Here is a 25,754-nt window from a genome sequence, read left to right on the forward strand (position 1 = left end):
CCTCAGCCGTCCAGGGCGGTGAGGGCCCGCGCCACGCGGGGCAGGGTCTTGCGCAGCAGACGCCGCCAGGACCCCGCGGCCAGCCCGCCGACGATCGCGTCCCGGGCCGCCGCGTCGTCGAGCGTCTCCATGGCCATCGCCCCGAGCCACACGCGGGCCCGCCGCGCCTCGGCCGCGTCCCGGGCCAGGTCGGGCACCTTCTGCTCGCCGTGCCACAACGCCAGGTAGGCGACGTTGAGGGCCGGGCCCCACGCGCACGCGAGGTCCCAGTCGAGCACACCGGCCAGCGCCCAGCGCAGCGGGGCGCGCGGGTCCTCGTCCTCGGGCACGGCACGCCAGCGCATGTTGTGCCCGGCCAGGTCGCCGTGCACCAGCGACGGCGGCACGGGCGGCGCGGCGGTCCACGTCGTCACCGCGTCCGTGAGGGCGGCCACCGCGTCCGGCCACGCCTCGGCGCCCAGCCGTGCGTCGACGTCGTGGCCCTCCCATGCGCCCAGGCGCGCGGCGACCGCCCCCGGCAGCGCCGCGACGTGCCGGGCGCGCGCCGGCGTCCACGGGCCGCGGAAGGCGAACGGGCGGCCGAGGTGCGGGGCGATCCGCGGGTCGGTGACGTCCACGGCGGCGAGGTCGTCGAGGACGCCGCGCAGCACGTCCGGATCGCCTTCGTGCGGCGGGTACGGGCCGCCCGGGAGGAAGCGCTGCAGCACCGCGGCGCCCGGGCCCGCGGAGACGGGATCCGAGAGGGCGACCGGGACGGCCCACGACACGTCGCGCTCGGCCAGGGCCGAGGCGAGCCCGTCGAGGAGGGCCAGGCGCCGGGGCAGGTGCGCCGCGGGGTCCCGCTCGGGCGCCCACCGCGCGGCGGGGGCGGCGCCGACCTCGTGGGCCCGCGTCATCCGGAGGACGCCGACGTCCTCGAGCACCAGCACGCGGTGGAACTGCCCGCCCTCCTCCACGGACGCCGCGGCCCAGTCGGCTGTGCGGAGCCGGCGGGCGAGGGCGGGGTCGAGGCCGGGGCGGAGGTGCTGCAGGGCGCGGTGGACCAGCTCGAGCTCGCTGGGGGCAGGCGGGGAGACCACACGACCACGCTAACCCTCCCTCCGCCCTCCCGGACTTTCGAACGTGACATCGGGGGAATGGGGACTTTCGAACGGGAGAAAGGCCCCACCTCACGTTCGAAAGCGCCCGGGGGGAGAGGGGCGGGCCGATACTGGAGGGCATGCCCGCCACCCCGCGCACGTCCCGCACCCCGGCCGTCCGACCCGCCCCCGCGCTGCCCGCCCCCTCGGCGCGCACGGTGCGGTGGGAGATCGCGATCGTCCTCGGCCTCTCCCTGGGGAAGTCGGCGGTCTACGCGATCGTCCAGCTCATCGACAAGGCCACCCAGGCCCCGCTCGGCGAGCAGACCACCGTCCTCAACCCGGCCCTGGCCGACCGCTGGGCGTTCGACCTGACCTATCAGCTGCTCGGCATCGGGTTCGCGCTCGTGCCGGTGGCCCTCGTGCTGCACCTGATGCACCTGCGTGGCCGGAACCCGTTCCGGGTGCTCGGCCTCGACCTGCGCCGCCCCGGCCGCGACCTGGCCTGGGGCCTGGGCCTGTTCGCGGCCATCGGGCTGGGCACGCTCGGCGTCTACGCCGCCGGCCGGGCCCTGGGGATCACGACGGCGATCGTCGGCTCGGCGCTCGGGGAGAGCTGGTACCAGGTGCCGGTCCTGCTGCTCTCCGCGCTGCGGCACGGACTGCTGGAGGAGGTCATCGTGGGTGCCTGGCTCGTCGACCGGCTCGGGTATCTGCAGCGGCTGCGCGCCGCGGGCCTGGCGCGCGATCCGGCGCCGGCCGTGCCGTCGTCGTGGGTGAGCGCCGAGGGGCTGTACCTGCCGACCCGCGCGGCCGTCGTGGTGCTCGCCCTCGCGCTGCTGCGCGGGGCGTACCACCTGTACCAGGGGATCGGGCCGGGCGTGGGCAACGCCCTGATGGGCGTGGTGTTCGCGCTCGTGTTCCTGCGGGTGCGCCGGGTGATGCCGCTGGTCATCGCGCACACGCTGCTGGACGCCGTCGGGTTCGTCGGCTACCCGCTGCTGGCGCGGGCGGGGCTGCTCGGCTGAGCGGCCCCGCCCCCGCGCTCAGAGCGTGACCTCGCCCTTCGGGGTGCGGAAGGTGACCGAGACGATGCCCGGGGTGCCGGAGGGCGCGACGTACTCGATGTTCACGTCCTGGACCTGGCCGTCCTCGTCGTCGCCGAGCCACTCGGCGAGGCGCTCGGGGGAGCCGGCGATGTTCAGGCGCTCGATGGTGGCCTGCGGCTCGGCCGCCTGCGAGGGGTGCATGTCCTCCTGACCGTCGGCCCAGCGCAGGATGAACGGCAGCTGCGGGTCCGCGAGGGTTCCCTTGACGCCGATCTGCCGCCAGGACAGCTCCCGGCCGTCCGGGAAGCGACGGTTGCCGGGGACGGCCTCACGGCCGAGGCGGCGCTCGAACCGGCCGATGTCCGTGGTGGCCACCGCCCAGCTCATCCAGCCGCCGCCCTGCTCGGTGCGGGCGCGCACGAGCTGGCCGAACGGCGCGCTGAGGGAGGCCGGGTGGTCCAGGGCCTCGACGACCTCCAGATACTGCCTGCCCGCCATGGGGAACAGGGCGTTCTGCGTGCCGAAGCGGGGGTGGACACCGCCCTTGATCCGCTCGATGCCCAGCGTCTCGGCGATGCGGGCGACCGTGGCGTCCAGGCCCTCGGGGCCGGCGGCGTAGGACACGTGGTCCATGCGACAGGTGTGCACTGCGCTGTTCCTCTCCGTTCCCGGGCTGCCCCGGGGGTTGACCTGGTGCGAGTCGCGGGGCGTCGAGCCCTTGACGGGTCGGGCGCCCCGTGCGGAGAGCGTATCCGCGGGTGACACGCGTGACGAAATCGTGGCGGGGCGGCGGGCTACACTCGGAGGCACGGTCACGAGAGTCAGCAACAGGCCCCGGCATGCTGACCGGCAACCCTCCTTCCGCGGTGGGGTGCCCCGGGTGACGACCAGGCCGGCCCCACAACGGACGCCGGCAAGCGCGGGCCGATCCCACGGCCCCTCTCGACGGCGCCGGGTCATCTCCGGCACCTCGACGACGCCGGTCCGCGAATCGGCACGTCGGCCGGCGGGCGGGGCGGCCGGGTCCGGCCCCTGAACCCCTCAGGAGGGTCCGCCATGACCGACCAGACCACCCCGACCCCCGACGCCTGGGGCTTCTCCACCGCGCAGGTCCACGCGGGCGTCGCCGTCGGCCAGCACGCCTTCGGTGCGACCGCCCTGCCGATCTTCCAGACCACCTCGTACGACTTCCCGTCCGCCCAGGTGGCCGCGGACCGGTTCGCGCTCAAGGACCTCGACCCGCTCTACACCCGCATCGGCAACCCGACGCAGGGCCCGGTGGAGGAGAAGATCGCCGCGCTCGAGGGCGGTGTGGGTGCGCTGCTGCTGGCCTCCGGTCAGGCGGCGACGACGTTCGCGATCCTCAACCTCGCCGGCGCCGGCGACCACGTGGTCGCCTCGGCCAGCCTCTACGGCGGCACGCAGAACCTGTTCAAGCACACCCTCGCCAAGGTCGGCGTCGAGACGACGTTCGTGACCGACCCGGACGACCTCGAGTCCTGGCGCGCCGCCGTCCGGCCGAACACCACGGCGTTCTTCGGCGAGACCCTCGGCAACCCGCGCGGGGACGTCCTGGACGTGCGCGCCGTCGCCGACGCCGCCCACGAGGCCGGCGTGCCGCTGATCGTGGACAACACGCTGGCCACCCCGTACCTGCTGCGACCGATCGAGCACGGCGCCGACGTCGTCACCCACTCCGCCACGAAGTACCTCGGCGGGCACGCCGCGGCCATCGCGGGCGTGATCGTCGACGCCGGCACGTTCGACTACGCGCAGCACGCCGAGCGGTACCCCGGCTTCAACGAGCCGGACGAGTCGTACCACGGCCTCGTCTACGCGCGGGACCTCGGGGTGGGCTCGCCGCTCGGCGCCAACCTGGCCTTCATCCTCAAGGCGCGCGTGCAGCTGCTGCGCGACTACGGCTCGGCCATCTCCCCGTTCAACGCGTTCCTGGTGAACCTCGGCCTGGAGACCCTGTCCCTGCGCATGGAGCGGCAGGTGGCCAACGCGGCCGCGGTGGCGGGCTGGCTGGAGGGTCGCGACGACGTCGAGCACGTGGTCTACGCCGGCCTGGAGTCCAGCCCGTGGCATGAGCGGGCCCAGCGCTACCTGCCGAAGGGCGCGGGCGCGTTCGTCTCCTTCGAGATCGCGGGCGGCCGCGAGGCCGGGGCCGCGTTCGTGGACGGGCTCACCCTGCACCACCATGTGGCCAACATCGGCGACGTCCGCTCGCTCGTGGTGCACCCGGCCTCGACCACCCACTCCCAGCTCACCGACGACGAGCAGCGCGCCGCCGGCGTCACCCCCGGCCTGGTGCGGCTCTCGCTCGGCGTGGAGGACGTCGAGGACATCCTCGCCGACCTCGAGCGCGGCTTCGCGGCCGCCGCTCGCCGCGGCGACGACGACGCGGGGGAGCGGGCATGACCGCCGTCGCCACGCGTCCGTCGCGCACCGCGCTGCCCCGCGGCGGCCGCCACCGTCTGCGGGTCGGCGAGCTGCGCACCGAGACCGGCGGGCTGCTGCCCGACGTCGAGCTGACCTACGAGACCTGGGGCACCCTCGCCGCCGACGGCTCCAACGCCGTGCTCGTGCTGCACGCCCTCACCGGCGACGCGCACGTGGCCGCGCACGAGGAGGACCCGACGCCGGGCTGGTGGGACGCCCTCGTCGGCCCGGGCCGCGCCGTGGACACGGACCGGTGGTTCGTGGTCGCCCCCGCCATGATCGGCGGCTGCCACGGCTCCACCGGGCCCTCGACGCCGGCCCCCGACGGGCGGCCCTGGGGCTCCCGGTTCCCGTTCCTCACGCTGCGGGACGCGGTCGAGGCCGAGCGGCGCCTGGCCGACCACCTCGGGATCGGCGCCTGGCGTGCCGTGATCGGCGGATCGATGGGCGGGGCCCGCGCCCTCGAGTGGGCCGCGACCCACCCCGCGCGCGTCGCCGGGGTGGGCGTGCTGGCCGCCACCGCGGCCTCCTCCGCCGACCAGATCGCGTGGGGCCAGGCGCAGACCGCGGCCATCCGCCTCGACCCGGACTTCCAGGGCGGCGACTACTACCCCGGCCCCGGCCCCGTGGCCGGCCTGGGCATCGCCCGGCGCATCGCCCACACCACCTACCGCACGGCGGGCGAGCTCGGCCAGCGGTTCGGCCGGGAACCGCAGGGCGTCGAGGACCCGTTCGGCGCCGTCGTCGGGGTGCCGGGCGGGCGCGGGCGCTACGCCGTGGAGTCCTACCTGGACCACCAGGCGGCCAAGCTCGCCGACCGGTTCGACGCGAACTCCTACCTCGTGGTCACCGAGGCCCTCATGGGCCACGACGTCGGGCGCGGGCGCGGCGGCGTGGCGGCGGCGCTCGCGGACTACCGGGGCCGGGCGTTCGTGGCCGCCGTCGACTCGGACCGGCTCTACCTGCCGGCCGAGTCCGAGGCGCTCGCGGCGGCGCTGCCCGCGCGGCCGCCGGTGCACACGATCGCCTCGCCCATCGGCCACGACGGGTTCCTCACCGAATACGGCCAGGTGGCCGACACGCTCAAGCGCACCCTCGCCCTCTGAGCTTTCGTTCGGGAAACGGCGGCGTGTCGCGGCACTGTCGTTCGGGAAACGGCCACCGGTCCCCGCCGGCGGGGCTCAGGGCTCGACGATGTCCAGCGGCTCGGTGTGGTCCGAGCCCTGCGGCATCGGCGCGCCGAAGAGCGGCTCGGGGACGGGGCGCTTGGCCGTGACGCCGTCGCCGGAGGAGACGCCGCGGAGGCGGCGGACCACCCACGGCGCCAGGTGCGTGCGCACCCACGCGGCGTCCGACGCGCGGGCCGCGCGCCACGTGCGCGGCGCCGGCGGGGAGAGGCGCAGGTGCTCGAGGCCGTGCTCCACGCCGAGGGTGTCCAGCACCATCGCGGCGATCGTGTGGTGGCCGAGCGCAGAGAAGTGCAGGCGGTCCTCGGCCCACATCTCCCGCCGGGCGAGATCCTTGAGCGACCACATGTCCGGCACCAGCGCGTCGTGCCGCAGCGCGATGGTGCGCACGTTCTCGTTGTAGATCGCCACGGTGCCGCGGATGCGGCCGATGACGGGCGTGCCCTTCACGTCGGTCGCGTTGAACAGCAGCACGGTGGCCCCGGCGGAGGCCAGGCGCTCGACGACGGCGTCCAGCCGGGCCGCGATCTCGTCCGGGTCCGCGCCGCGCAGGATGTCGTTGCCGCCCGCGCAGACGCTGATGAGGTCCGGCCGCAGGGCGATCGCCGGCTCCACCTGGTCCTCGGCGATCTGGTCCAACAGCTTCCCGCGGACCGCCAGGTTGGCGTAGGCCAGGTCCTCACCGGGCGGGGTCAGGCGGGAGAGCTCCTCGGCCAGGCGGTCGGCCCAGCCGCGGTGGTAGCCGGGGCGGTCCGGGTCCGGGTCGCCGATGCCCTCGGAGAACGAGTCCCCGATGGCGACGTAGCGGCGCCAGGGATGGGCGGCGGGGTCGTCGACCGGGGTCGCGTCGGAGGCGTGCGGAGGCTGAGAGGAGGATGGGTTACCCACGGGTAGGATTCTGCCCGCGTCGTGCAGGAGGGGTCAACCTCCGGGAGGGGCCGACCGTGCCGCTCGCTAGGCTGGCGGGCGTGAACGCGAACCCCACCCCCGCCGTCGAGCCCGTCGTCCGCTGGTCCCGCCCCGAGGGCGAGCGCACCGAGGACCTGCTGATCGTCCTGCACGGCTACGGCGCGAACGAGGACGACCTGTTCGGCCTCGTCCCGCACCTGCCCGAGCACGTCACGGTGGCCGCCGTGCGCGCGCCCCTGCCCCTGCAGCCGGGCTCCCACGCCTGGTTCCCGCTCTCCCAGGACCCCGTCACGGGCGAGCTGGGCTCCACCGCCGAGCCGGTGCGCGAGGCCGTCGAGGCCCTGCACGCCTGGGTGCAGGCCGTGCGCGGGGACTTCCGCACCGTCTCCCTGCTGGGCTTCTCACAGGGCATGGCGATGGCCACGTCGCTGCTGCGCCTGGACCCGGAGGCCTACGCGTGCACCGTGGCGCTGTCCGGCTTCGTGGTGGACCCGGAGCTGGACGAGCCGCGGCTGCGCGAGCTGTTCACCCGCGACGACGACGTCGCCCGCGTCCGGCCGAAGGTCTTCTGGGGCCGCGGCCAGGAGGACCCGATCATCTCCGAGCCCCGGGTCGAGGAGACCCATGCCTGGCTGAACGCCCACGTGGACCTCATGAAGATCGTCTACGCCGGGCTCGGCCACGCGATCAACGAGCAGGAGCTGGGCCACGTGAAGGAGTACCTCGCACACATGGTGCCGCCCCGCGGCTGACGCACCGGGCCCGCTCGACGACGGCGCCGCGGTGGCCTGCCGGGGCGCCGGCTCAGGCCTGCTCGGCCTGGACGACGAACGCCTCGCCGGCGAACTCCACGACGTCCCCGTCGTGCAGCTGGGCGCCGCGGCGCGTCTCCACCGCGCCGTTGACGGTGACGAGCCCGTCGGTGACGACGTCGCGGGCCATGGCCCCGTCCTCCACGAGGGAGGCGAGCTTGAGCGCCTGGCCGAGGCGGATGGACTCGTCACGGATGGGCAGGGGCTGGGCGTCGGGTGCGTTCGTCTCGGTCATGGTGTCCATCATGGCCGGTAGGCTGGACGGGATCGACCGGCGCGCCGCGCCGGAACGGGCCCGCCGCCTCGAAGGCGGCCGGGCGCCGTCGTCGTCGTGATCCCCTCCCGCCCCGCCGATGAGTACGGAAGTGATGCCCCCATGGCTGCCAAGTCCCCGCTGGACAACGTCATCAACCTCGCCAAGCGCCGAGGCTTCGTGTTCCAGGCCGGTGAGATCTACGGCGGTTCGCGCTCCGCGTGGGACTACGGGCCCCTGGGTGTGGAGCTGAAGGAGAACATCAAGGCGGAATGGTGGAAGACCTTCGTGCGCTCCCGCGAGGACATGGTGGGCCTGGACTCCTCCATCATCCTGCCGCGCGCGGTGTGGGAGGCCTCCGGCCACGTCGAGACCTTCACCGACCCGCTCGTGGAGTGCACCCAGTGCCACAGGCGCCACCGCCAGGACCACCTGCTCGAGGCGTTCGAGGCCAAGAAGGGCCGGCCGGCCGAGGGCATGGCCGAGATCGTGTGCCCGGACTGCGGCACCCAGGGCGCCTGGACCGAGCCGCAGCTGTTCTCGGGCCTGGTCAAGACCTACCTCGGCCCCGTGGACAACGAGGAGGGCCTGCACTACATGCGCCCGGAGACGGCGCAGGGCATCTTCGTGAACTTCCTCAACGTGCTGGGCGCGGCCCGGAAGAAGCCGCCGTTCGGCATCGGCCAGATCGGCAAGGCGTTCCGCAACGAGATCACCCCGGGCAACTTCATCTTCCGCACCCGTGAGTTCGAGCAGATGGAGATCGAGTACTTCGTGCCGCCGGCCGAGGCGGGCCAGCACTTCGACCGCTGGGTCGAGGACTGCTGGGACTGGTTCATCGACCTCGGCATCGACCCCGCGCACCTGCGGAAGTTCGACGTCCCCGCGGACGAGCGGGCGCACTACTCCGACGCCACGATCGACCTCGAGTACGACTTCGGGTTCACCGGCGGCGACGGCTGGGGCGAGCTGATGGGCATCGCGAACCGCACCGACTACGACCTCGGGCGGCACACCGAGCACTCGGGCACCAAGATGCAGTACTTCGACCAGGCCAACAACGAGCACTACACCCCGTACGTGATCGAGCCGTCCTTCGGTCTGACCCGCGCCATGATGGCGTTCCTCGTGGACGCCTACGCCGAGGACGAGGCCCCGAACGCCAAGGGCGGCGTGGACGTGCGCACCGTGCTCAAGCTGGACCCGCGCCTGGCCCCGGTCAAGGCCGCCGTGCTCCCGCTGTCGAAGAAGCCCGAGCTGCAGCCGACCACCCAGTCCCTCGCGGCGGAGCTGCGCACCCTCTGGAACATCGAGACGGACGACTCCGGCGCGATCGGCCGTCGCTACCGCCGCCAGGACGAGATCGGCACCCCGTTCTGCATCACCGTGGACTTCGACACCCTCGAGGACCAGGCCGTGACCATCCGCGAGCGGGACACCATGGCCCAGGAGCGCGTGGCGCTGTCCCAGGTGAAGTCCTACCTGCTGGAGCGCCTGGTCAAGTGAGCGGGGAGCACAGCATGGACCTGCCCGCAGGCGTCACCCTGCGCCCGTGGGCCGAGGGCGACGACCTGCGCCTGCTCGAGGTGTGGGGCGACCCCGCCGACGTCCAGCAGCACCAGGACCGTGCCATGCTCGCCCCGGACGCGGACACCCCGTGGCGGCACACGCTCGTGGCCGAGGACGACGGCGTGCCGGTGGGCGCCGGCACCGTGGTCGCCCAGGCCCTGCACCCGCGCCGGCTGTGGCTCTACCTCGAGGTGGCCCCCACGGCCCGCCGCCGGGGGATCGGCTCGGCCCTGCTCGGGGCCTTGCGGGACGCGGTGGAGCAGGCCCACGCCGCCGGCCAGGTGACGACGACGCACCTCAAGACGCGCTTCGCGGTCGCCTCGCGGGTGGCCGTGGCGACGGGCCGCAGCGCGGACGCCGCCGAGGCGACCGCTCCGGCCGCCGGCGAGGAGGCCGGGGAGGCCCACGCCGCGCAGGTGGCGGGCACCGAGGCGTTCCTCGTGGCCGCCGCGTTCAGCCCCGTGCAGCGCTCCCGCCGCGTGGCGGTGGCGCCGGGCTCGATCGCCCTGCCCCCGCTGCGGGACGAGGACCACCCCGAGGGCGCCGTGCTGGAGGACGCCGCCACCGGATCGGTCGAGCTGACGCGCGCGGTGGCCGCGTTCTACGACGCGGTCCACGGCTGGGACCCCGCGCAGATGTCCGTGGGAGCGGCCCAGCAGCTGATCCTGGGCCCGGCCACCGGGGCCTCGGGCGCCGTCGTCCTCCGGGACGCGCCGCGTGAGGAGGGCGGGGCGGTCCAGGCCTTCGCCGTTTCCTACACGGCCGAGCGCCAGGACGCCCCCGCGGACGTGTTCCTCGGCTGGGACCCGGAGCTGCCGCTGGATCAGGCCCAGCTGGCCGCCGGACAGCTGCTGGCCATGCTCGTGGCCCAGCACCCCGTACAGGTGGAGGTGGACGAGGCCATGACGGCGCTCGAGCCGATCCTCGACGGGCTGATCGCCCAGCGGGCGGCCGCGACCCTCGTAGACACCCGCATCTGGGCCACCGACCCCGCATGACATCCAATATCAATATCTGTGGTGGCTAGACCTGATCGTTATGACTCAGCTGGACATCGAGAGGCGCGGCAAGGCGTAGACGGCTTAGAGCCTCGCTGATATCTTAGTCGCATGGATGTGATACAGCTTGATCAAACTCAATTGATGGCCCTTCTATCTAGAGCTGAGGGTCACTTTCTTGACTACAAGAGAACGGATGTTGCTCCCGGCAAATTGACCCGCTCCCTAGCGGCCTTCTGTAATTCCGACGGAGGGGATATCTATGTTGGAATTGCAGAGACGGACGGCACTCAATCATGGCAGGGGGCTGCGGATCCGGAGGAGTTCAATGGACATCTTCAGGCGTTCGAAGAAGTCTCCCCATTTGGCGCAGACTGGAATGCAGAATTTATAACTGCTCAAAATGAGTCTGGATATGTCTTGCGTATCAATGCCTTGAAATCTAGGCAAGTTAGAAGTGACTCCAGCGGGAAGGTTTACAAGCGGGTTGGAGCGCAGAATGTTCCTGTGGACTCCGAGGAGGGGCTGCAGACTCTCCGAAGGTTGAAGGGCCTGGAGTCCTTTGAGGAGGAAACGCTTAATGTGGATATGGAAGAAGTCACGAATTCAACCCACATTATTAAATTCCTGGTAAATGACCCTTCTCCTACGGATCCTGAACTGTATCTTAAGAGGCAGCAGTTGATTAGGGGAGGTAAGCCTACGGTCGCTTCGGCCCTGCTGTTTGCGGAGCTTCCTCAGGCCATGTTGCCTAAACGTTGTGGGATAAAAATTTATAGATATACGAGCAGCGTTGCCCATCGGGACCAACTCTACTCCGACCCGGTTACGGTGGAGGGATATCTTTACGGACAGATTTATGAGGCAGTCGATCAGACGATCGACATCATTAATCAAGCCCAGTTCCTAGATGTGGACGGTTTGAGGCAGGTCCGATATCCTCGGGAAACTTTGCATGAAGTGATCACGAATGCTGTTCTACATCGCGATTACAGCATTCAAGACGACATTCACGTAAGAATCTTTGAAAATCGTGTTGAGGTCCAGAGCCCGGGGCGCCTTCCTGGGCACATTACCCTTAAGAACATTTTGGAGGAGCGCCTCAGCCGTAACGGCCATCTTGTTCGTAACATCAACCGATTTGTAGATCCTCCCAATAAGGATGTTGGCGAAGGGTTGAACACCGCCTTTGAGTCCATGCGAAAGTTCAACCTGAAAGAGCCGATTATCGAAGAGTTGGAAAACTCGGTGATGGTAACAATCCGACACCAGAGTCTCGCAAGCCCGGAGCAGCAAATTATGGAGTACCTGGCTGAGCACTCTCAGATTCGTAATCAGGAGGCGAGGAACCTCGTTGGAATTGAATCCGAGTCAAAGATGAAGAAAATCCTGCAAGGTCTCGTCGGGACGGGAGAAATCGAGCATGTGCCGGGTACGGCAAAGCGTGGCTACGCGTATCGAGCGCGTGCGGAGGCCGCGGCGCAAGAGGGAAATCGCTAATTGGATTCGAGGGTCAATTCGGGCGGAGTGGTCGGGAAAGTGGATAACCTGACATGTTTGGCCGGGTTGGTGACGACCGAGGACCCCGCCCGCGTCCGCGCCCTGCGGGGCACCGTCCTCGCGGTGGCCCTGCTCAACGGCGCCTACCTGGTGGTCGAGATCATCCTGGCCCTGGGGATCGGCTCGGTGGCCCTCGTGGCGGACTCCGTCGACTTCTTCGAGGACTTCGCCGTCAACCTGCTGATCTTCGTGGCGCTCGGGTGGACGGCGGCCCGGCAGGCGGTCATCGGCAAGGTCATGGCCGGGATCATCGTGCTGCCGGCCGTGGCGGCGCTCGTCATGGCGGCCACGAAGATCGGCGACCCCGACCCGCCGGCCGCGGGCGTGCTGCTGGGGGCGGCCGTCGGCTCGCTCCTCGTGAACCTCGTGTGCGTGGCCCTGCTGGCCCGCGTCCGCACCGACGGCGGGTCCCTCACCCGGGCGGCCTGGCTCGCGGCGCGCAACGACCTCGTGGCCGGTGCCGTGCTGATCGCCCTGTCCGGGATCACGGTGCTGACGGCATCGGGCTGGGCGGACATCATCGTGGGCGTGCTTCTCGTGCTGCTCAACGGCTCCGCCGCCAAGGAGATCTGGGAGGCCGCGACCGAGGAGCACCTGGCGGCCCAGGCCCTCGCCGGCGAGGTCGACGACGACTGAGCGGTTCCTACGGGGCGGCGGGCAGCCGGGCGGCGAGCACCGTCCCGACGGCGGCCAGGCCCAGGAACACCGTCAGCGCCGGTGCCAGACCGACGGCGCCGGCCAGTGCCCCGACCGCCGGGCTGAGCCCGACCCCGGCCAGCCGCATGCACCAGCTCGTCACCGCCAGCCCGGTCTGCGGCCGGAGCCCGGGCGCCTCGTCGCCGAGCGCATAGGCCACGGGCACCACCACGGCGCACCCCAGCCCCGCCAGCGCCAGCCCCGCGAACGCGGCAGGCACGGCCACCGGCCCCGGCAGCGGCGCCAGGGCCAGTCCCAGCCCCACGACGACGGCGCCCAGCCCCGCCGTCAGCGCCCCGCGGCGTCCCAGGACGGCGAGGGTGCGGTCGCCCGCGAGGCGGCCGACGAACTGCGCGCCCAGCAGCGTCGACGCGCCGAGCACCGCCGCGGCGGGGTCCAGGCCGCGCTCCGTGATCAGGAACAGGGTGGCCCACGCGTTGCCGAACTCCTCCACGCCGAACCCGGCCATCGCGATCACCACGGCGGGGACGAGCACGGCCACGGCGGCGCGGCGGGGGAGGGCTTGGGCGGCCGGGGCAGGCGGGGCGGACGTCTCCGACGGTGCGGGTGACTGATCCGCGGCGCCGCGGGCGGACGCCGAGTCCACGGGAGCCTCCGCCAGGAACAGGCGCCGGACCCCCAGCAGCACCGCGACGCACACGGCGCCGTTGAGCCCCAGGTGCAGGGCCGCGGGGCCGCCCACGGTGATGACCGCCGCACCGAGCCCGGCACCAGCGGCCGCTCCGAGGCTCCAGCCGGCGTGCATGGTCGTGAGCACGGGCCGGGCCAGCCGGGTCTACACCTGCAGGCCCTGCGCGTTCTGGGCGGTGTCCACGACGGCGTCGAGCACGCCCGAGGCCAGGACGAGGCCCGCGAAGACCCACAGCAGCCAGGCCGCGGCCGTGCCCGCACCGTGCCCGGCCCCCGCGCCCGCCCCGGCGATGTCGAGGACGAGACCGGCCGCCGTCGTGAGCAGGGCGATGGCCACGCTGCCGGCGAGCATGACGCGGCGGGCGCCGAACCGGCGCAGGATCGGGGCGGGCAGGGGCCCGGCGAGCGTGCCGCCCACGGCGAGCGCGATGACGAGCAGGCCGAACGCGGCCGGGTCCAGGCCGAACGCGGCCTTGGCCTCCGGGTAGTGCGGGATGAGCGCGCCGAGCAGGGCGCCGTTCGTCGCGAAGGCGGCGGTGACGGCCCAGCGCGCGCGACGGGCTCGGGCGACGCCGTCGTCGGCGGTCGGGAGGTGCGGCGGGGCCTCGCTCATGCATCCCAGCCGAGCAGGCGCCAGACCTCCGCCCAGCCGGCGAAGATCTTCGCGTTGTACTCGACCCCGAGCTGGTTGGGGTTGGCGAACAGGACCCAGTCGGCGGCGGCGACGGCGTCGTCGGCGGCGAGCTTCTCCGCGACCTCCTCGGCGGACCCGGCATAGGTCGGGCCGGAGCGGGCGGCGCCGCCCTCGAGCATGCCGGAGGAGTCGCGCGAGGCCCGCTCCCGGCCGAAGTACAGCTCGTCCTCCCGGTCCTGGATGACGAACGCGGAGCGCGTGACCGCCGTGCGGCCCGGACCGGCGTGGCCGGCCGCGGCGAAGGCCTCCCGGTAGCGCGCGATCTGGTCGGCCTGCTGGACGTGGAAGGGGCGGCCGTCGTCCTGCAGGAGCAGGGTGGAGGAGAGCATGTTGTAGCCGTCCGTGGCGGCGCCGGCCACCGAGCCCACGGAGCCGGACCCCCACCAGATGCGGTCCGCGAGCCCGGGGGAGTGCGGCTCGATCCGCAGCGGCTGCGAGCTGTGCGCCCAGCCGGAGGTGAGGTCCGGCGTCGCGATGCCCTCGCCGCGCACGGCCGAGAGGAACCGGCGTCCGCGCTCTCGGGTCACGTCGGCCCAGGTCTGCCCCTCGTCGAGGGCGTAGCCGAACTGCGCCTGGCCGTCGAGGGCGGCCTCGGGTGAGCCGCGGGAGACGCCGAGCTCGAGCCGGCCGCCGGAGATGAGGTCCGTGGTGGCCGCGGCCTCGGCCATGTACAGGGGGTTCTCATACCGCAGGTCGATCACGCCGGTGCCGAGGCTGATCCGCTCGGTGCGGGCGGCCATCGCGGCGAGGATCGGGAACGGCGAGGAGAACATCCGCTGGAAGTGGTGGACGCGCAGCCAGGCGCCGTCGAGCCCGGCGTCCTCGGCGGCCACGGCCATGGCGACGACGTCGTCGAGGGCCTGCCGCGCGTCCGGTTCGGCGCCGGGACGGTGGATCCAGTGGCCGAAGTTGAGGAAGCCGAGGTGCTTGCGGGTCATGCCGGGTGCAACCGCGGGGCGGGCGGGGCTGTTCCCGGTGCTCGTCTGACCGCCGGCCGGCGACATCACCTGCGGGCAGACCCGCGGAGATGTCGCTGCGGAGCGGTCGATCGTCGCGGCGTCCGCCATACTGGCGGGCATGAGTGAGCAGTGGAGCGAGAAGGACATCGAGCTGGCGAACCGGCTCTTCGACATGGCGCGTGACGGGGACACGGCCCAGCTGAAGGCGTACCTGGACGCCGGGGTGAGCACGCGCCTGCGCAACCACGCGGGCGACTCCTTCCTCACGCTCGCCGCCTATCACGAGCACCCGGACACGGTGGCGATGCTGATCGAGGCCGGCGCCGAGATCGAGCACGCCAACGATCGCGGCCAGCGCGCCCTGACCTGCGCCACGTTCAAGCGGGATGTCGCCTCGATGCGGCATCTGCTCGCGGCCGGTGCGGACCCGGACGCGGGCACCCCCTCGGCGCGCCAGACCGCTCAGATGTTCGCCGGTGCTGACCTGCTGGCGGTGCTCGACGGCGGGGGCGCGGCGCCGCCGTCGGAGGCCTGACCCGCCGGGAGGACGGTCTGCCCGTCCCGGCGGGGTGCCTCGGTGATCGCCTCCCAGCGGGCCTCGTCGTGGGGCACGGTGACGCGGGTGCCGGGCGGAATGGAAGAATGGGATCCGACATGACTTCTTCCCACACCCTCCCCGCCGCGGCGGTGACCGACGCCGACGACGTCGCGCACTACGCCAAGTCCGCCGGTGCGGGTCGACGCATCACCGACGACGATCAGCTCCACGAGGCCCGCCACCCCGCCCCGACGACGGACCGCCTGACCCTGCCCCCGCTGCGGCTGGGACCGCTGACCATCGACGTCCCCGTGGTGCTCGCCCCGATGGCCGGCATCACGAACACCGCGTTCCGGCGCCTGTGCCGGGAGTACGGCGGCGGCCTCTACGTGAACGAAATGGTCACCGCCCGGGCTCTCGTGGAGCGCAAGCCCGAGTCGATGCGGATCATCCAGCACGACCCGGACGAGGTGCCCCGCTCCGTCCAGCTCTACTCGGTGGATCCGGTCACCACCGGCGCCGCGGTGCGGATGCTGGTCGAGGAGGACCGCTGCGACCACATCGACATGAACTTCGGCTGCCCCGTGCCCAAGGTGACCCGGCGCGGCGGCGGCTCCGCCCTGCCGTGGAAGGCGGAGCTGTTCGCCTCCATCGTCAAGGCGGCCGTGACCGAGGCGGCCAAGAAGGACATCCCGGTGACCGTGAAGATGCGCCGCGGCATCGACGAGGACCACCTGACCTTCCTCGACGCCGGCCGCACGGCCCGCGACCTCGGCGTCGCCGCCGTCGCCCTCCACGGCCGCACCACCCGCCAGTTCTACTCGGGCACCGCCGTGTGGGACGACATCGCCCGGCTGCGCGAGGCCCTGCCGGACATCCCCGTGCTCGGCAACGGCGACATCTGGTCCGCGGAGGACGCCATCGCGATGGTCGAGCAGACCGGCGTGGACGGCGTCGTGATCGGCCGCGGCTGCCAGGGAAGGCCCTGGCTGTTCGGGGACCTGCAGGCCGCGTTCGAGGGCCGGCAGGACCGGTTCCAGCCGACCCTGGGCATGGTCGCGGACACGCTGTACCGCCACGCTGAGCTGCTCGTGGACACCTTCGGCGGCGACGAGACGAAGGCGCTGCGGGACATCCGCAAGCACGTGGCGTGGTACTTAAAGGGCTACCCCGTGGGCTCGGAGATCCGCACCGCGCTGTCCACCGTCCCGGACCTCGCCACGATGCGCGAGATCCTCGCCCGCGTGGACCGGGACCAGCCCTACCCGGGCGAGGCCGCCGAGGGCCCCCGCGGCCGGGCCGGCGCCCCCAAGCGCCCGCACCTGCCGGACGGCTGGCTCGACTCCCGCGAGCTCAATGCCGAGCAGCAGGCCATGATCCAGGCCGCCGAGCTGGACGTCTCCGGTGGCTGAGCCCACGACGCCGGAGCCCGCCGCCGGAGCGCCCGCCGCGCCGTCGTCGCCCTGGACCGGTGCCGCCCACCAGCCGGTGCTGTTCGGCCCGGAGGGCCGGCCCCCGTATGCCGGTCGCGCCGTGCAGACCCCCGGCTACCCGCCGTGGGACCGGGAGCGGTGGCTGCCCGAGCCGCCCAAGTCCTCGTACCGCTCGGACTTCGAGCGGGACCGTGCCCGCGTGCTGCACTCCGCGGGCCTGCGCCGGCTGGGGGCCAAGACCCAGGTGGTCGCCCCGGACGCGGACGACTTCGCCCGCACCCGCCTGACGCACTCGCTCGAGGTGGCGCAGGTGGGGCGTGAGCTCGGTAGGTCGCTGGGCTGCGACCCCGACCTCGTGGACACCGCCTGCCTGTCCCACGACCTCGGCCACCCGCCCTTCGGGCACAACGGGGAGAAGGCGCTCGACGCGCTCAGCGAGGACGTCGGCGGCTTCGAGGGCAACGCCCAGACCCTGCGGCTGCTGGCCCGCCTCGAGCAGAAGAAGCTCTTCGCGGACGGCTCCTCCGCGGGCCTGAACCTCACGCGCGCCGCCCTCGACGCCGCATGCAAGTACCCGTGGACCCGTGAGGACGCCCCGCTGCGCCCCGACGGCACGCGCTCGCGCAAGTTCGGCGTCTACGAGGACGACCTGCCCGTGTTCCGCTGGTTCCGCGCCGGGGTGCCCGGCACGCGCACGTCCATGGAGGCCCAGGTCATGGACCTCGCGGACGACATCTCCTACTCCGTGCACGACGTCGAGGACGGCGTGGTCAACGCCGTGTTCCAGCTCAAGTGGCTGGCCATCCCGGAGCACCGGGAGCGCGTCGTGGAGACCACCCGCCAGTGGTACCTGCCGCACACGGACCCGGCCGAGGTCGACGCGGCCCTGGCCCGCCTCGAGGCCACCGACGTGTGGGTCTCCGAGATGGACGGCTCCCGGCGGGCGCTCGCGGCGATGAAGGACATGACGAGCCAGCTGATCGGCCGGTTCTGCAGCGCCGCCTTCGACGCCACGCGCCAGGTGTTCGGCAACGAGCCGCTGACCCGCCACGGGGCCGACGTCGTGGTGCCCGAGGAGACGGAGACCGAGATCGCCGTGATGAAGGGCATCGCGGCGGCCTACGTGATGACCGCCGAGCAGCGCCAGCCGCTCTACGCGCGGCAGCGCGAGGTGCTCGCGGAGCTCGTGGCGCTGCTCGACGCGACGGGGGACCGGTACCTCGAGCCGATGTTCACGTTCGACTGGGCGCAGGCCCCCGACGACGCCGCCCGGCGGCGCGTGGTGATCGACCAGATCGCCTCGCTCACCGATTCGACCGCCGTCGAGTGGCATCACACCCTGGTGCAGGGCGCGGAGTTCCGGCGCGTCTGGATCTGAGGGGCCGCCCCGGGCCGGTCACTCGCCCGGGGCGACGACGGCGCACGGGCCCGCGAGCCGGACCCCGCAGGCGGCGTCGAGCGGGGGCAGCGCCCCCTCCACGCGGGCCTGGGCCCGGGTGCCGTCGGCCAGCTGGACCGTGGCCACCGAGTCGTGGCCGCGGTAGTCCACGTCCACCACGGTGGCGGGCGTCCAGACGCGCGCGGCCTCGACCCCGTCCACGTCAACGGTCGGGTCGAGGGTGCCGCGCACGTGCTCGGGGCGGACCACCACGAGGTCCCCGGGCACAGCCGTGGCCGCACGCGCCCCGTGCAGGGGCACCGGGCCGAGGGCGGTGCGCCCGATCCGCCGGCCGCCGTCGCGCTCCGGCCCGGTCACGTCCAGCAGCGGCAGCAGGGAGGCCTCCCCGACGAACGCGGCGACCCAGGCGTCGGCCGGGTGCGCGTACACCTCGTCCGGCGTGCCCAGCTGGCGCAGGCGCCCGGCCCGCATCACGGCCGCGCGGTCGGCCATGGACAGGGCCTCGGACTGGTCGTGGGTGACGAGCACGGCCGTGGCGCCGTCCTCCTTCAGCGCCTGGCGCACGTCCCGGCGCAGGCCGCTGCGCAGGGAGGCGTCGAGGGCGCCGAAGGGCTCGTCCAGCAGGATCAGCGGCGGGCGCGGGGCCATCGCCCGGGCCAGGGCCACGCGCTGCTGCTGGCCGCCGGAGAGCTCGTGCGGCATGCGCTCGCCGTGGCCGGCGAGGTCCACGAGCTCGAGGCACTCCTGGATGCGGGCCATCCGCCCGGGCCGGCGGCGGCGCAGCCCGAAGCCCACGTTCTCCGCCACGCTCAGGTGCGGGAACAGGGCGCCGTCCTGGGGCACCACGGCCACGTGCCGGCGGTGGGCGGGCACGTGCACGCGGGGCAGGGCCACCACGGAGCCGGCAAGGCTGATGCGGCCGGACTCGATGCGCTCGAAGCCGGCCAGGCAGCGCAGCAGCGTGGTCTTCCCGCAGCCGGAGGGGCCGAGCACGGCGAGCAGCTCGCCCGGCTCCAGGTCGAACTGCACGCCCTCCAGGACGGGCCCCTCCCCGTAGGAGGCGCCGAGGTCGGCCACGGACACGGCGTGGCCGACGCCGGGCCGGGGACCGGCCGGGCGGGACGCGCGGGTCGAGGCGGCGGGGGAGGGCATGGCGGTCATTCTGACACCTCGTTCGGGGTCGACGGGGCGCTCGAGCGGCCGCGCACGGCCGCGACGATCCCCGTGCGGTGGACCACCACCCACGTGGGCACCGCGGCGAGCAGCACGAGGGTGAGCGCGTAGGGGGCGGCCTCGGCGTACCGGCCCACGCTGGTGGCGTTCCACAGGCGGGTGGCGAGCGTGTCCATGCCGGTGGGCCGCAGCAGCAGCGTGGCGGGCAGCTCCTTCATGGCGGTGAGGGCCACCAGCGCGACGCCGGCGCCCACCCCCGGCAGCGCCAGCGGCAGGGTCACGCGGCGCAGCACCTCGGCGCCCGAGGAGCCCAGGGACCGGGCCGCCTCCTCGAGGGCAGGGGAGGACTGGGCGACGGCCCCGGCCACCGACGTGACCGCCAGCGGCAGGAACAGGGTGGCGTAGGCGAAGGCCACCATCCACGTGGTCTGGTAGAGCGCCGGGACCAGGGAGACCCCGAGGAACACGAGGGAGAGCCCCACGACGACGCCGGGCAGCCCGTGCGCGAGGAACGCGGCGCGCTCGGCGATCCGGGAGACGCGCCCCGGGTGGCGGGCGGCGAGGATGCCGATCGGCAGGGCGAGGGCGAGGGTGAGCGCCGCGCCCGCGCCCGCCAGGACCACGGAGCCGGAGACGGCGTCGAGCCAGCGGTCCCGGACGGCGGACAGGGACGTGCCCTCGCCCATCCAGCGGACCAGGCTCACCGCGGGCACGCCCAGCGCGGCGCCCGTGACCACGGCGAGGAGCCCGGTGCCGACCCAGCGGGACCGGCCCAGCCGGTGCACGCTGACCCGGCGGACCGTGCGACCGGAGCGGACGCCGTCGTCGGCCCGGCGGGTGCGGGACTCGCCCCAGAGCACCAGCACCGTCAGCAGCACGAGCACGGTGGCCAGGGTGAGGGCGAGCTGCCGGTTGAAGCCCACCTCGAGCGCCGTGAAGATCGCCCGGGTGAAGGTGTCCAGGCGCAGGATGGCCACGGCGCCGAAGTCGGAGAGCACGTAGAGGGCCACCAGCAGGGCGCCGCCGGCGATCGCCGGGCGCACTTGGGCGAGCGTGACGGTGAACAGCGTGGCGGCGGGGCCGCGGCCGAGCGAGCGGGCCACGTCCTCCTGGCCGGGGTCGATGCGGGAGAGCGCGGCCGCCACCGGCAGGTATACGTACGGGTACGTGTAGAGGGTCATCACCGTCACCGCGGCCCAGAACCCCTCGAAGCGCCCCGCCTCCACGCCGGGCAGCAGGTCCGAGACGGACACCCACGTGAACGCCGCCACGTAGGAGGGCACGGCCAGCGGCAGCGCCAGCAGGACGGCCAGCAGGCCGCGGCCGGGCGTGTCGGTGCGGGTGACGAGCCAGGCGGCGCCCACGCCGATCACCAGGCACAGCGCGGTCACCACGGCGGTGAGCGCGAGCGAGGTGGCGGCCAGGGCGCCCACGCGCGGGCTCACGACGGCGTCCAGCCAGGGGCCGAACCCGCCCTGGGCGGTGCGCAGGAACAGGTAGCCGATGGGGACGAGCGCGACCGCCGCGGCCACGAGGGCCGCGGCGGTCAGCGCCGCGGGAGCGCGCCGTCCGCGCGTGCGGCGGACGGCCGGCTCCGGTGCTCGGGGGGTCAGAGCAGGCCCGCCTCCTGGATCATCTGGATGGTGGTCTGGAGGTCGTCCAGGTCGTTGAGGTCCACGTCGGGGGCCTTGACCTCGGAGAGCTCCGGGAAGCCGGCCGGCTGCTCCACGCCCTCCACGAGCGGGTACTCGCCGGTCTCCTCGGCGAAGTACGACTGACCGTCCTCGGAGAGAAGGTACTCCACGAGGGCGGCGGCGTCGCCGTCCTCCTGCTCGCCCACCAGGCCCATGCCGGACACGTTCACCAGCGAGCCGAGGTCGCCGTCGGGGAAGAAGTGCAGGGACGCGCCCAGCTCCTCCGGGGCGACGCCCTTCTCCCGGGCCAGCTCGAACAGGTAGTAGTGGTTGACCAGGCCGGTGTCCAGGGTGCCGGCGTCCACGTCGGCGAGGATCTCGCCGTTCTTCTCGCGGCGCTGCGGGTCGTTGGCGGCGAAGTCCTCGAGCCAGGTCCGGGCCTCGTCCTCGCCCTTCTGCAGGCGAAGGGCGGTGACGAACGTCTGGAAGGACGCGTTGGTGGGGGCGACGCCGACGCGGCCCTTCCACTTCGGATCGGTCAGCTCGTCGACCGACGTCGGGAGGTCGGCCTCGGGGACCTTCTCCTCGTTGTAGGCCAGCACGCGGACGCGGCCGGTCAGGCCGACCCAGTCGCCCTCGTCGTCCCGGTAGGTCTCGGGCACGCGGTCCAGGGTCTCCTGGGCGAGGGGCGTGAACAGGCCCTCCTTGGCGACGGCGCCGAGCGCGCCCGCATCCTGGGAGAGGAACACGTCGGCGGGGGAGCCCTCGCCCTCCTCGATCAGCTGCGCGGCCATGGCGGGGGTCTTGTCGTAGCGGACCTCCACCTCGATGCCGGTCTCGTCGGTGAACTCGTCCAGGATCGGCTGGACGAGGTCCTCGCTGCGGCCCGAGTACAGGGTGACCTTCTTGTCCGACTCGGCGGCGGAGGCGGAGCCGGACGCCGCGCCGGACGCGGAGTCCGAGCCGGAGCCGCCGGTGCCGCCGGCGCAGGCGGTCAGGGCGAGCAGCAGCGTGGCGGACACGGCCGAGAGGCGGACACCACGCGAGAGGGCGCGGGACTGGGGCATGGCAATCTCGATTCGGGAGGAGTGGCGGGGGCGGCGCCGCGGGCCAGGGGTTCCTGGCGGGCCGGCAAGGGGAGCCTATTAAGTCATGCGTGTGTTGTCTATTGCGTCACCATGTGACGTGCCTCGCAGTCGACAAGGCCCCCGACGGCCCGGGCCAGACGCCGGCGACGAGCGCGGGCAGCACCGCCCCGGCGGGACCCCGCAGGACGTGCGTGACCGCGCCGCTCAGCTCGGTCTCCACCGGATTCACCTCGACGACGGCGGCCCCGGCCCCCAGCGCCACGAACGGCAGGGACGCCGCCGGCTGGACGATGCCCGAGGTGCCGACGACGACGCACAGGTCGCAGTCCTCGAGCGCGGCGAACGCCCGGTCCCAGGGCTCGGCCGGCAGCATCTCCCCGAACCACACGATCCCCGGGCGGATCAGCCCGTCCCCGCACACGGTGCAGGCCGGCGGTGCCTCGCGGAGCATCGCCTCGAGGTCGGCCTCGGAGCCGGCCGTCGCCTCGTCCGCGGGCGCGCCCGGGTCGACGTCGGCGGGGGCCCAGCATTCGGCGCAGCGGTGCTCGAACAGGGAGCCGTGCAGGTGTGCGAGGACCCGGGCGCCGGCGCGCTCGTGCAGGTCGTCCACGTTCTGGGTGACCACCTCCAGACCGGGTGTGCGGCGCTGCCAGGCGGCGACGGCGTCGTGCCCCGGGTTGGGTCGGCGGGCTCGCACCATCCGGGCACGCCACCGGTACCAGGACCACACGAGCGCGGGATCGGCGAGGAACGCCTCCTCTGTGGCGAGCTCCTCCGCGGAGAATCGCTCCCACAGGCCGGTCCGGGCGTCGCGGAACGTGGGGATGCCGGACTCGGCGCTCATCCCCGCCCCGGAGAGCACCACGGGACGCTCGGCGGCGGCCACGAGCGCGCGGACGGCGTCCAGCGCGTCAGGGTCGAGGTCGGGGGCGGAGGCGGCGAGGACGGGGTGCGGATCGGCGAGGACGGGGGCGGAGGCGGCGAGGACGGGGTGCGGATCGGCCATGTCCCCAGCCTAGGCAGGCGGCACGGGTGGGCGCCCCCCTCGTCCGGGGGCGGTTTGCGGCGTTATTCCGTCGGAATACCGCCGAATATCGCCCCCGAACCCCTGGGTGGGGTCAGGCGATGTCGGGCGCCGTCGTCGGCAGGCCCGTGCCGGCGGCGCGGGCGAGGGCCCGGCGCAGGCCGCGGGCCTTGAGGAGGACCTCGTCGTGCTCGGCGGCCGGGTCAGAGTCCGCGACGATCGCCCCGCCGGCCCCCACGGACCAGCGGCCCCCGGCGAGCACGGCCGTGCGGATCACGACGGACAACGACGTCGTCCCGTCCGCGCTCAGCATCCCCAGCGCCCCGGAGTAGACCCCGCGCGGGGAGGCCTCCCACGCGGCCAGCAGCTCGACGCTGCGGCGCTTCGGCGCGCCCGTCATCGACCCGCCGGGGAACAGCGACCGCACCACGTCCACGGGTTCGATGCCGGCCCGCGCGGTCCCCGTGACCGTGGAGACGAGCTGGTGGACGCTCGCGTAGCTCTCCACCGCCATGAGGGAGGGCACCTGCACGGAGCCGGGCTCGCACACGCGGGAGAGGTCGTTGCGCAGCAGGTCCACGATCATGAGGTTCTCGGCGCGCGTCTTGGGGTCGGCGGCGAGCGCGCGGGCGGCCTCGGCGTCCCCGGCCGGGTCGGCCAGTCGGGCGGCGGTGCCCTTGATCGGCTTGGTGCTGTACCGGCCCTCGCGCCCGGAGAGGAAGCGCTCGGGGGAGGCGGAGACCACGGCCCACCGGCGGGAGCCCGTGCCGTGCTCCAGCAGCGCCGCATACGGGGCCGGCTGGTGCGCGGCGAGCTCGTGGAAGAGGACCAGCGGGTCCACGCGCAGCCCGGGATCGGCGTCGAAGCGGGTGGTCAGGCACAGCTCGTAGGAGTCGCCGGCGTGCAGCGCGGCGCGGCAGCGGGCGATCTGCTCGGCGTACGCCGCCCGGTCCTCGCGCCACGTGCCCGGCGCCTCCTCATCGGCCCGCGGCCCCGGGACGGCGTCCTGCGGCGGGGGTACGACGGCGTCGCCCGCCGCCGTCTCGAGAGCGCGGCGGGCCGCGGCGAGGGCGCGGCGCACGTCCGCCGCCCAGCGGTCGGCCCCGGCCTCCGCGGTGGTCGGATCGAGGGAGACGACGCAGCAGTGCAGCACCCCGGCCGCGTGGTCGGCCACGACGTAGCGGGACGGGCGCACCCAGAACTGCGCGGGCAGGGGCGCGGGGTCCTCGGCTCGACGTGAGGGCGGTGTCACCCCCAGATCCGCCAGGCCGAGCTCGTAGCCCAACCAGCCGACCAGGCCGCCGCGCAGGGGCAGCCCCTCGCCGCCGACCACCGGCCGGGGCGCGGCCGCAGCCGCGAGGCCCGCCCACGCGCGGTCCGGATCGGCGGGGTCGTCGTGCCGGACCAGGCGCGGTCCGGGGGAGGGCACACGGCCCTGCTCCTCGCCGAGCACGTCCAGGCCGTCGCCCGCCACGGACCAGCGGGCCTCGGCCGGGTCCGGCAGGGCCGAGTCCAGCCAGAACGACGCCGCCCCGCGCACCACCGCGTGCGCGTACACCGCGGCCACGGCGGTCGCCGCCGTGTGTCCGGCCGCCGCGAGCGCCGCGGCGTCGAGCGTGCGCACGGCCACGTGCAACGGGGTGGCAGCGGCCTCGGACGGTGCGGGGGCGGTGGGCATGGCCCCCAGCGTAGGGGTCAGCCCCCGCCGGGATCGCCGCGGGCGCCGTCGTCGGGTGGGCCGTGCCCGGGGCCGGCGCGTGGGCGGTGCTCGTCGAGCCGGTCCTCGCGCCGCTCCTGCTGGCGACGTTCCTGGTGGTGCCGGCGGTGGTGTTCGGGCTGAGTCGGTTCGTGGCCCACGACGACGTGCTGCTCGTGGGCGTGCTCCTCGTGCTGCTGGCCCCGTGCGTGGACTACGTCATCGCGTTCACCGCGCTCGCGGGCGGGGCGGCCGAGCGGCTGCTGGCGGCGGCTCCACTGCTCATGCTCGTCCAGCTGGTCGTGCTGCCCGTCCTGCCCGTGCTGCCCGTGCTGCTGCGCGTCGTCGCCGGCGAGGCGGCGGTGGCCGTGGTCGACGCCGGGCCGTTCGTCCGTGCCCTGGTCTTGCTGATCCTGGCGCCGCTCGCGCTCGCGGCGCTGCTCCAGTGGGGTGCGGTGCGCGGCCGCGGTGGGGTGCGGGTTCACGGCGGCGATGGTCCCGCTCATGGTCGTCACGCTGTTCACGGTGGTCGCCTCGCAGATCCGCGGGGCGGGGGAGCGGCTGCCCGCGCTGGCCGCCGTCGTGCCCCTGTTCGCGGCGTTCGCCGCCGTGATGGTGGCCCTCGGCGTGGTGGCTGCGCGGTGGACGCATCTCGACGTGCCCGCAGGACGGGCACTCGTGTTCTCGGGCGCGACGCGGAACTCCCTGGTCATGCTGCCGCTGGCCTTGGCCCTGCCGGCGAGCCTGGACCCGGCCCCGCTCGTGGTGGTGACGCAGACGCTCGTGGAGCTCGGGGTGATGGTGAGCCTCGTCCGGCTGGTGCCCCGGCTGCTGCCGCTGCACGGGCAGTCCGCGGGGGCGGGCGCGCGTCGAACCGTGACCTGACCGCCCAGAATGTTGCCTTCCCG

Annotated in this window: 23 protein-coding genes, 1 pseudogene and 1 riboswitch; of the genes and pseudogenes, 12 read left to right on the forward strand and 12 right to left on the reverse strand. The window is 73.6% G+C overall.

All coding sequences use genetic code 11. The annotated features are described in order from the left end of the window. Positions 1-2: 2 nt before the first annotated feature. On the reverse strand, positions 3-1,079 hold the full coding sequence (locus B1A86_RS02780) for a phosphotransferase (protein WP_078025702.1): 1,077 nt from the start codon (positions 1,077-1,079) through the stop codon (positions 3-5). 140 nt (positions 1,080-1,219) lie between these two features. On the opposite strand from B1A86_RS02780, the gene B1A86_RS02785 reads away from it, so the two are divergent. Further along, a complete protein-coding gene (locus B1A86_RS02785; protein ID WP_078025701.1) occupies positions 1,220-2,107 on the forward strand; it encodes a CPBP family intramembrane glutamic endopeptidase in 888 nt (295 codons plus the stop codon). An 18-nt stretch (positions 2,108-2,125) separates the two neighbouring features. On the opposite strand, the gene B1A86_RS02790 is transcribed toward B1A86_RS02785, so the two are convergent. Beyond that, complete coding sequence (locus tag B1A86_RS02790; protein WP_078025700.1) at positions 2,126-2,761, reverse strand: VOC family protein; 636 nt, start codon at positions 2,759-2,761, stop codon at positions 2,126-2,128. Between the two features lie 177 nt (positions 2,762-2,938). After that, positions 2,939-3,054, forward strand: a riboswitch (SAM riboswitch). 130 nt (positions 3,055-3,184) lie between these two features. Here B1A86_RS02790 and B1A86_RS02795 point away from each other — a divergent pair. Both B1A86_RS02795 and B1A86_RS02800 read left to right on the forward strand, forming a co-directional pair. Further along, positions 3,185-4,552, forward strand: a complete 1,368-nt coding sequence (locus B1A86_RS02795) for an O-acetylhomoserine aminocarboxypropyltransferase/cysteine synthase family protein (RefSeq protein WP_078025699.1) — start codon at positions 3,185-3,187, stop codon at positions 4,550-4,552. Beyond that, positions 4,549-5,679 (forward strand): homoserine O-acetyltransferase, encoded by a 1,131-nt coding sequence (locus B1A86_RS02800; protein ID WP_036317585.1) that lies wholly within the window; start codon positions 4,549-4,551, stop codon positions 5,677-5,679. The genes B1A86_RS02795 and B1A86_RS02800 overlap by 4 nt, the downstream gene beginning before the upstream one ends. Before the next feature lie 75 nt (positions 5,680-5,754). Here the strand turns inward: B1A86_RS02800 and B1A86_RS02805 are convergent, their stop codons facing one another. Next, positions 5,755-6,648 carry an SGNH/GDSL hydrolase family protein gene (locus B1A86_RS02805; protein ID WP_069941722.1) on the reverse strand — a complete coding sequence of 298 codons (894 nt, stop codon included), beginning with the start codon at positions 6,646-6,648 and terminating at the stop codon, positions 5,755-5,757. An 80-nt stretch (positions 6,649-6,728) separates the two neighbouring features. On the opposite strand from B1A86_RS02805, the gene B1A86_RS02810 reads away from it, so the two are divergent. After that, positions 6,729-7,421 (forward strand): alpha/beta hydrolase, encoded by a 693-nt coding sequence (locus B1A86_RS02810; RefSeq protein ID WP_069941721.1) that lies wholly within the window; start codon positions 6,729-6,731, stop codon positions 7,419-7,421. A gap of 52 nt (positions 7,422-7,473) precedes the next feature. Here B1A86_RS02810 and B1A86_RS02815 read toward each other — a convergent pair whose 3' ends face one another. Next, positions 7,474-7,716 carry an RNA-binding S4 domain-containing protein gene (locus tag B1A86_RS02815; RefSeq protein WP_036383564.1) on the reverse strand — a complete coding sequence of 81 codons (243 nt, stop codon included), beginning with the start codon at positions 7,714-7,716 and terminating at the stop codon, positions 7,474-7,476. 141 nt (positions 7,717-7,857) lie between these two features. Between B1A86_RS02815 and B1A86_RS02820 the strand changes: the two genes are divergently transcribed. The 4 genes from B1A86_RS02820 to B1A86_RS02835 all read left to right on the forward strand — a co-directional run bounded on the left by B1A86_RS02820 (position 7,858) and on the right by B1A86_RS02835 (position 12,497). Continuing rightward, entirely contained in the window at positions 7,858-9,240 is a 1,383-nt protein-coding gene (locus tag B1A86_RS02820; RefSeq protein ID WP_078025698.1) for a glycine--tRNA ligase, read from the forward strand. Positions 9,241-9,254: 14 nt separating this feature from the next. Beyond that, positions 9,255-10,301: a GNAT family N-acetyltransferase gene (locus B1A86_RS02825; RefSeq protein ID WP_078025697.1), complete on the forward strand. Its 1,047-nt coding sequence runs from the start codon at positions 9,255-9,257 to the stop codon at positions 10,299-10,301. Between the two features lie 111 nt (positions 10,302-10,412). Next, positions 10,413-11,801 carry an ATP-binding protein gene (locus B1A86_RS02830; RefSeq protein WP_078025696.1) on the forward strand — a complete coding sequence of 463 codons (1,389 nt, stop codon included), beginning with the start codon at positions 10,413-10,415 and terminating at the stop codon, positions 11,799-11,801. Positions 11,802-11,870: 69 nt separating this feature from the next. Continuing rightward, entirely contained in the window at positions 11,871-12,497 is a 627-nt protein-coding gene (locus tag B1A86_RS02835) for a cation transporter (RefSeq protein ID WP_246836841.1), read from the forward strand. Positions 12,498-12,504: 7 nt separating this feature from the next. Here B1A86_RS02835 and B1A86_RS11675 read toward each other — a convergent pair whose 3' ends face one another. Genes B1A86_RS11675 through B1A86_RS02845 form a run of 3 tightly spaced genes read right to left on the reverse strand, consistent with a single transcriptional unit; the run spans position 12,505 to position 14,840 of the window. Continuing rightward, positions 12,505-13,335 (reverse strand): sugar MFS transporter, encoded by an 831-nt coding sequence (locus tag B1A86_RS11675; RefSeq protein WP_246836842.1) that lies wholly within the window; start codon positions 13,333-13,335, stop codon positions 12,505-12,507. Positions 13,336-13,353: 18 nt separating this feature from the next. Continuing rightward, positions 13,354-13,821 carry a hypothetical protein gene (locus tag B1A86_RS11680; protein ID WP_206450901.1) on the reverse strand — a complete coding sequence of 156 codons (468 nt, stop codon included), beginning with the start codon at positions 13,819-13,821 and terminating at the stop codon, positions 13,354-13,356. Further along, positions 13,818-14,840 carry an LLM class flavin-dependent oxidoreductase gene (locus B1A86_RS02845; RefSeq protein WP_020628395.1) on the reverse strand — a complete coding sequence of 341 codons (1,023 nt, stop codon included), beginning with the start codon at positions 14,838-14,840 and terminating at the stop codon, positions 13,818-13,820. The genes B1A86_RS11680 and B1A86_RS02845 overlap by 4 nt, the downstream gene beginning before the upstream one ends. Before the next feature lie 139 nt (positions 14,841-14,979). Here B1A86_RS02845 and B1A86_RS02850 point away from each other — a divergent pair, with 139 nt between their 5' ends. The 3 genes from B1A86_RS02850 (at position 14,980) to B1A86_RS02860 (ending at position 18,210) form a co-directional block, all read left to right on the forward strand. Continuing rightward, positions 14,980-15,396 carry an ankyrin repeat domain-containing protein gene (locus B1A86_RS02850; RefSeq protein ID WP_078025694.1) on the forward strand — a complete coding sequence of 139 codons (417 nt, stop codon included), beginning with the start codon at positions 14,980-14,982 and terminating at the stop codon, positions 15,394-15,396. A 119-nt stretch (positions 15,397-15,515) separates the two neighbouring features. Next, positions 15,516-16,811 (forward strand): tRNA dihydrouridine synthase DusB, encoded by a 1,296-nt coding sequence (dusB, locus tag B1A86_RS02855; protein WP_246836843.1) that lies wholly within the window; start codon positions 15,516-15,518, stop codon positions 16,809-16,811. Further along, complete coding sequence (locus B1A86_RS02860) at positions 16,804-18,210, forward strand: deoxyguanosinetriphosphate triphosphohydrolase (protein ID WP_078025693.1); 1,407 nt, start codon at positions 16,804-16,806, stop codon at positions 18,208-18,210. The genes dusB and B1A86_RS02860 overlap by 8 nt, the downstream gene beginning before the upstream one ends. An 18-nt stretch (positions 18,211-18,228) precedes the next feature. Here B1A86_RS02860 and B1A86_RS02865 read toward each other — a convergent pair whose 3' ends face one another. The 5 genes from B1A86_RS02865 to B1A86_RS02885 all read right to left on the reverse strand — a co-directional run bounded on the left by B1A86_RS02865 (position 18,229) and on the right by B1A86_RS02885 (position 24,828). Continuing rightward, positions 18,229-19,383, reverse strand: a complete 1,155-nt coding sequence (locus tag B1A86_RS02865) for an ABC transporter ATP-binding protein (protein ID WP_197458565.1) — start codon at positions 19,381-19,383, stop codon at positions 18,229-18,231. Positions 19,384-19,388: 5 nt separating this feature from the next. Next, a complete protein-coding gene (locus tag B1A86_RS02870; RefSeq protein WP_010079202.1) occupies positions 19,389-20,936 on the reverse strand; it encodes an iron ABC transporter permease in 1,548 nt (515 codons plus the stop codon). 77 nt (positions 20,937-21,013) lie between these two features. Further along, positions 21,014-22,105, reverse strand: coding sequence for an iron ABC transporter substrate-binding protein (locus B1A86_RS02875; protein WP_036317448.1), 1,092 nt, complete (start codon positions 22,103-22,105; stop codon positions 21,014-21,016). 106 nt (positions 22,106-22,211) lie between these two features. Next, positions 22,212-23,132, reverse strand: a complete 921-nt coding sequence (locus B1A86_RS02880; protein WP_078025692.1) for an NAD-dependent deacylase — start codon at positions 23,130-23,132, stop codon at positions 22,212-22,214. 112 nt (positions 23,133-23,244) lie between these two features. Next, a complete protein-coding gene (locus B1A86_RS02885) occupies positions 23,245-24,828 on the reverse strand; it encodes an anthranilate synthase component I family protein (protein ID WP_078025691.1) in 1,584 nt (527 codons plus the stop codon). A 32-nt stretch (positions 24,829-24,860) separates the two neighbouring features. Here B1A86_RS02885 and B1A86_RS02890 point away from each other — a divergent pair. Further along, positions 24,861-25,731: pseudogene (locus B1A86_RS02890) on the forward strand (arsenic resistance protein). Positions 25,732-25,754 lie beyond the last annotated feature (23 nt).

It is taken from the genome of Micrococcus sp. KBS0714 (assembly GCF_002008305.4).
GTDB lineage: Bacteria > Actinomycetota > Actinomycetes > Actinomycetales > Micrococcaceae > Micrococcus > Micrococcus luteus.

Coding starts and splice junctions, on each gene's coding strand:
- B1A86_RS02815 (WP_036383564.1), bottom strand. CDS start 7,716: ATGACCGAGACGAACGCACCCGACGCCCAGCCCCTGCCCATCCGTGAC.
- B1A86_RS02865 (WP_197458565.1), bottom strand. CDS start 19,383: ATGCCCTCCCCCGCCGCCTCGACCCGCGCGTCCCGCCCGGCCGGTCCC.
- B1A86_RS02880 (WP_078025692.1), bottom strand. CDS start 23,132: ATGGCCGATCCGCACCCCGTCCTCGCCGCCTCCGCCCCCGTCCTCGCC.
- B1A86_RS02850 (WP_078025694.1), top strand. CDS start 14,980: ATGAGTGAGCAGTGGAGCGAGAAGGACATCGAGCTGGCGAACCGGCTC.
- B1A86_RS02795 (WP_078025699.1), top strand. CDS start 3,185: ATGACCGACCAGACCACCCCGACCCCCGACGCCTGGGGCTTCTCCACC.
- B1A86_RS02790 (WP_078025700.1), bottom strand. CDS start 2,761: ATGGACCACGTGTCCTACGCCGCCGGCCCCGAGGGCCTGGACGCCACG.
- dusB (WP_246836843.1), top strand. CDS start 15,516: ATGACTTCTTCCCACACCCTCCCCGCCGCGGCGGTGACCGACGCCGAC.
- B1A86_RS11680 (WP_206450901.1), bottom strand. CDS start 13,821: ATGAGCGAGGCCCCGCCGCACCTCCCGACCGCCGACGACGGCGTCGCC.
- B1A86_RS02875 (WP_036317448.1), bottom strand. CDS start 22,105: ATGCCCCAGTCCCGCGCCCTCTCGCGTGGTGTCCGCCTCTCGGCCGTG.
- B1A86_RS02820 (WP_078025698.1), top strand. CDS start 7,858: ATGGCTGCCAAGTCCCCGCTGGACAACGTCATCAACCTCGCCAAGCGC.
- B1A86_RS02785 (WP_078025701.1), top strand. CDS start 1,220: ATGCCCGCCACCCCGCGCACGTCCCGCACCCCGGCCGTCCGACCCGCC.
- B1A86_RS02800 (WP_036317585.1), top strand. CDS start 4,549: ATGACCGCCGTCGCCACGCGTCCGTCGCGCACCGCGCTGCCCCGCGGC.
- B1A86_RS02845 (WP_020628395.1), bottom strand. CDS start 14,840: ATGACCCGCAAGCACCTCGGCTTCCTCAACTTCGGCCACTGGATCCAC.
- B1A86_RS02885 (WP_078025691.1), bottom strand. CDS start 24,828: ATGCCCACCGCCCCCGCACCGTCCGAGGCCGCTGCCACCCCGTTGCAC.
- B1A86_RS02825 (WP_078025697.1), top strand. CDS start 9,255: ATGGACCTGCCCGCAGGCGTCACCCTGCGCCCGTGGGCCGAGGGCGAC.
- B1A86_RS02830 (WP_078025696.1), top strand. CDS start 10,413: ATGGATGTGATACAGCTTGATCAAACTCAATTGATGGCCCTTCTATCT.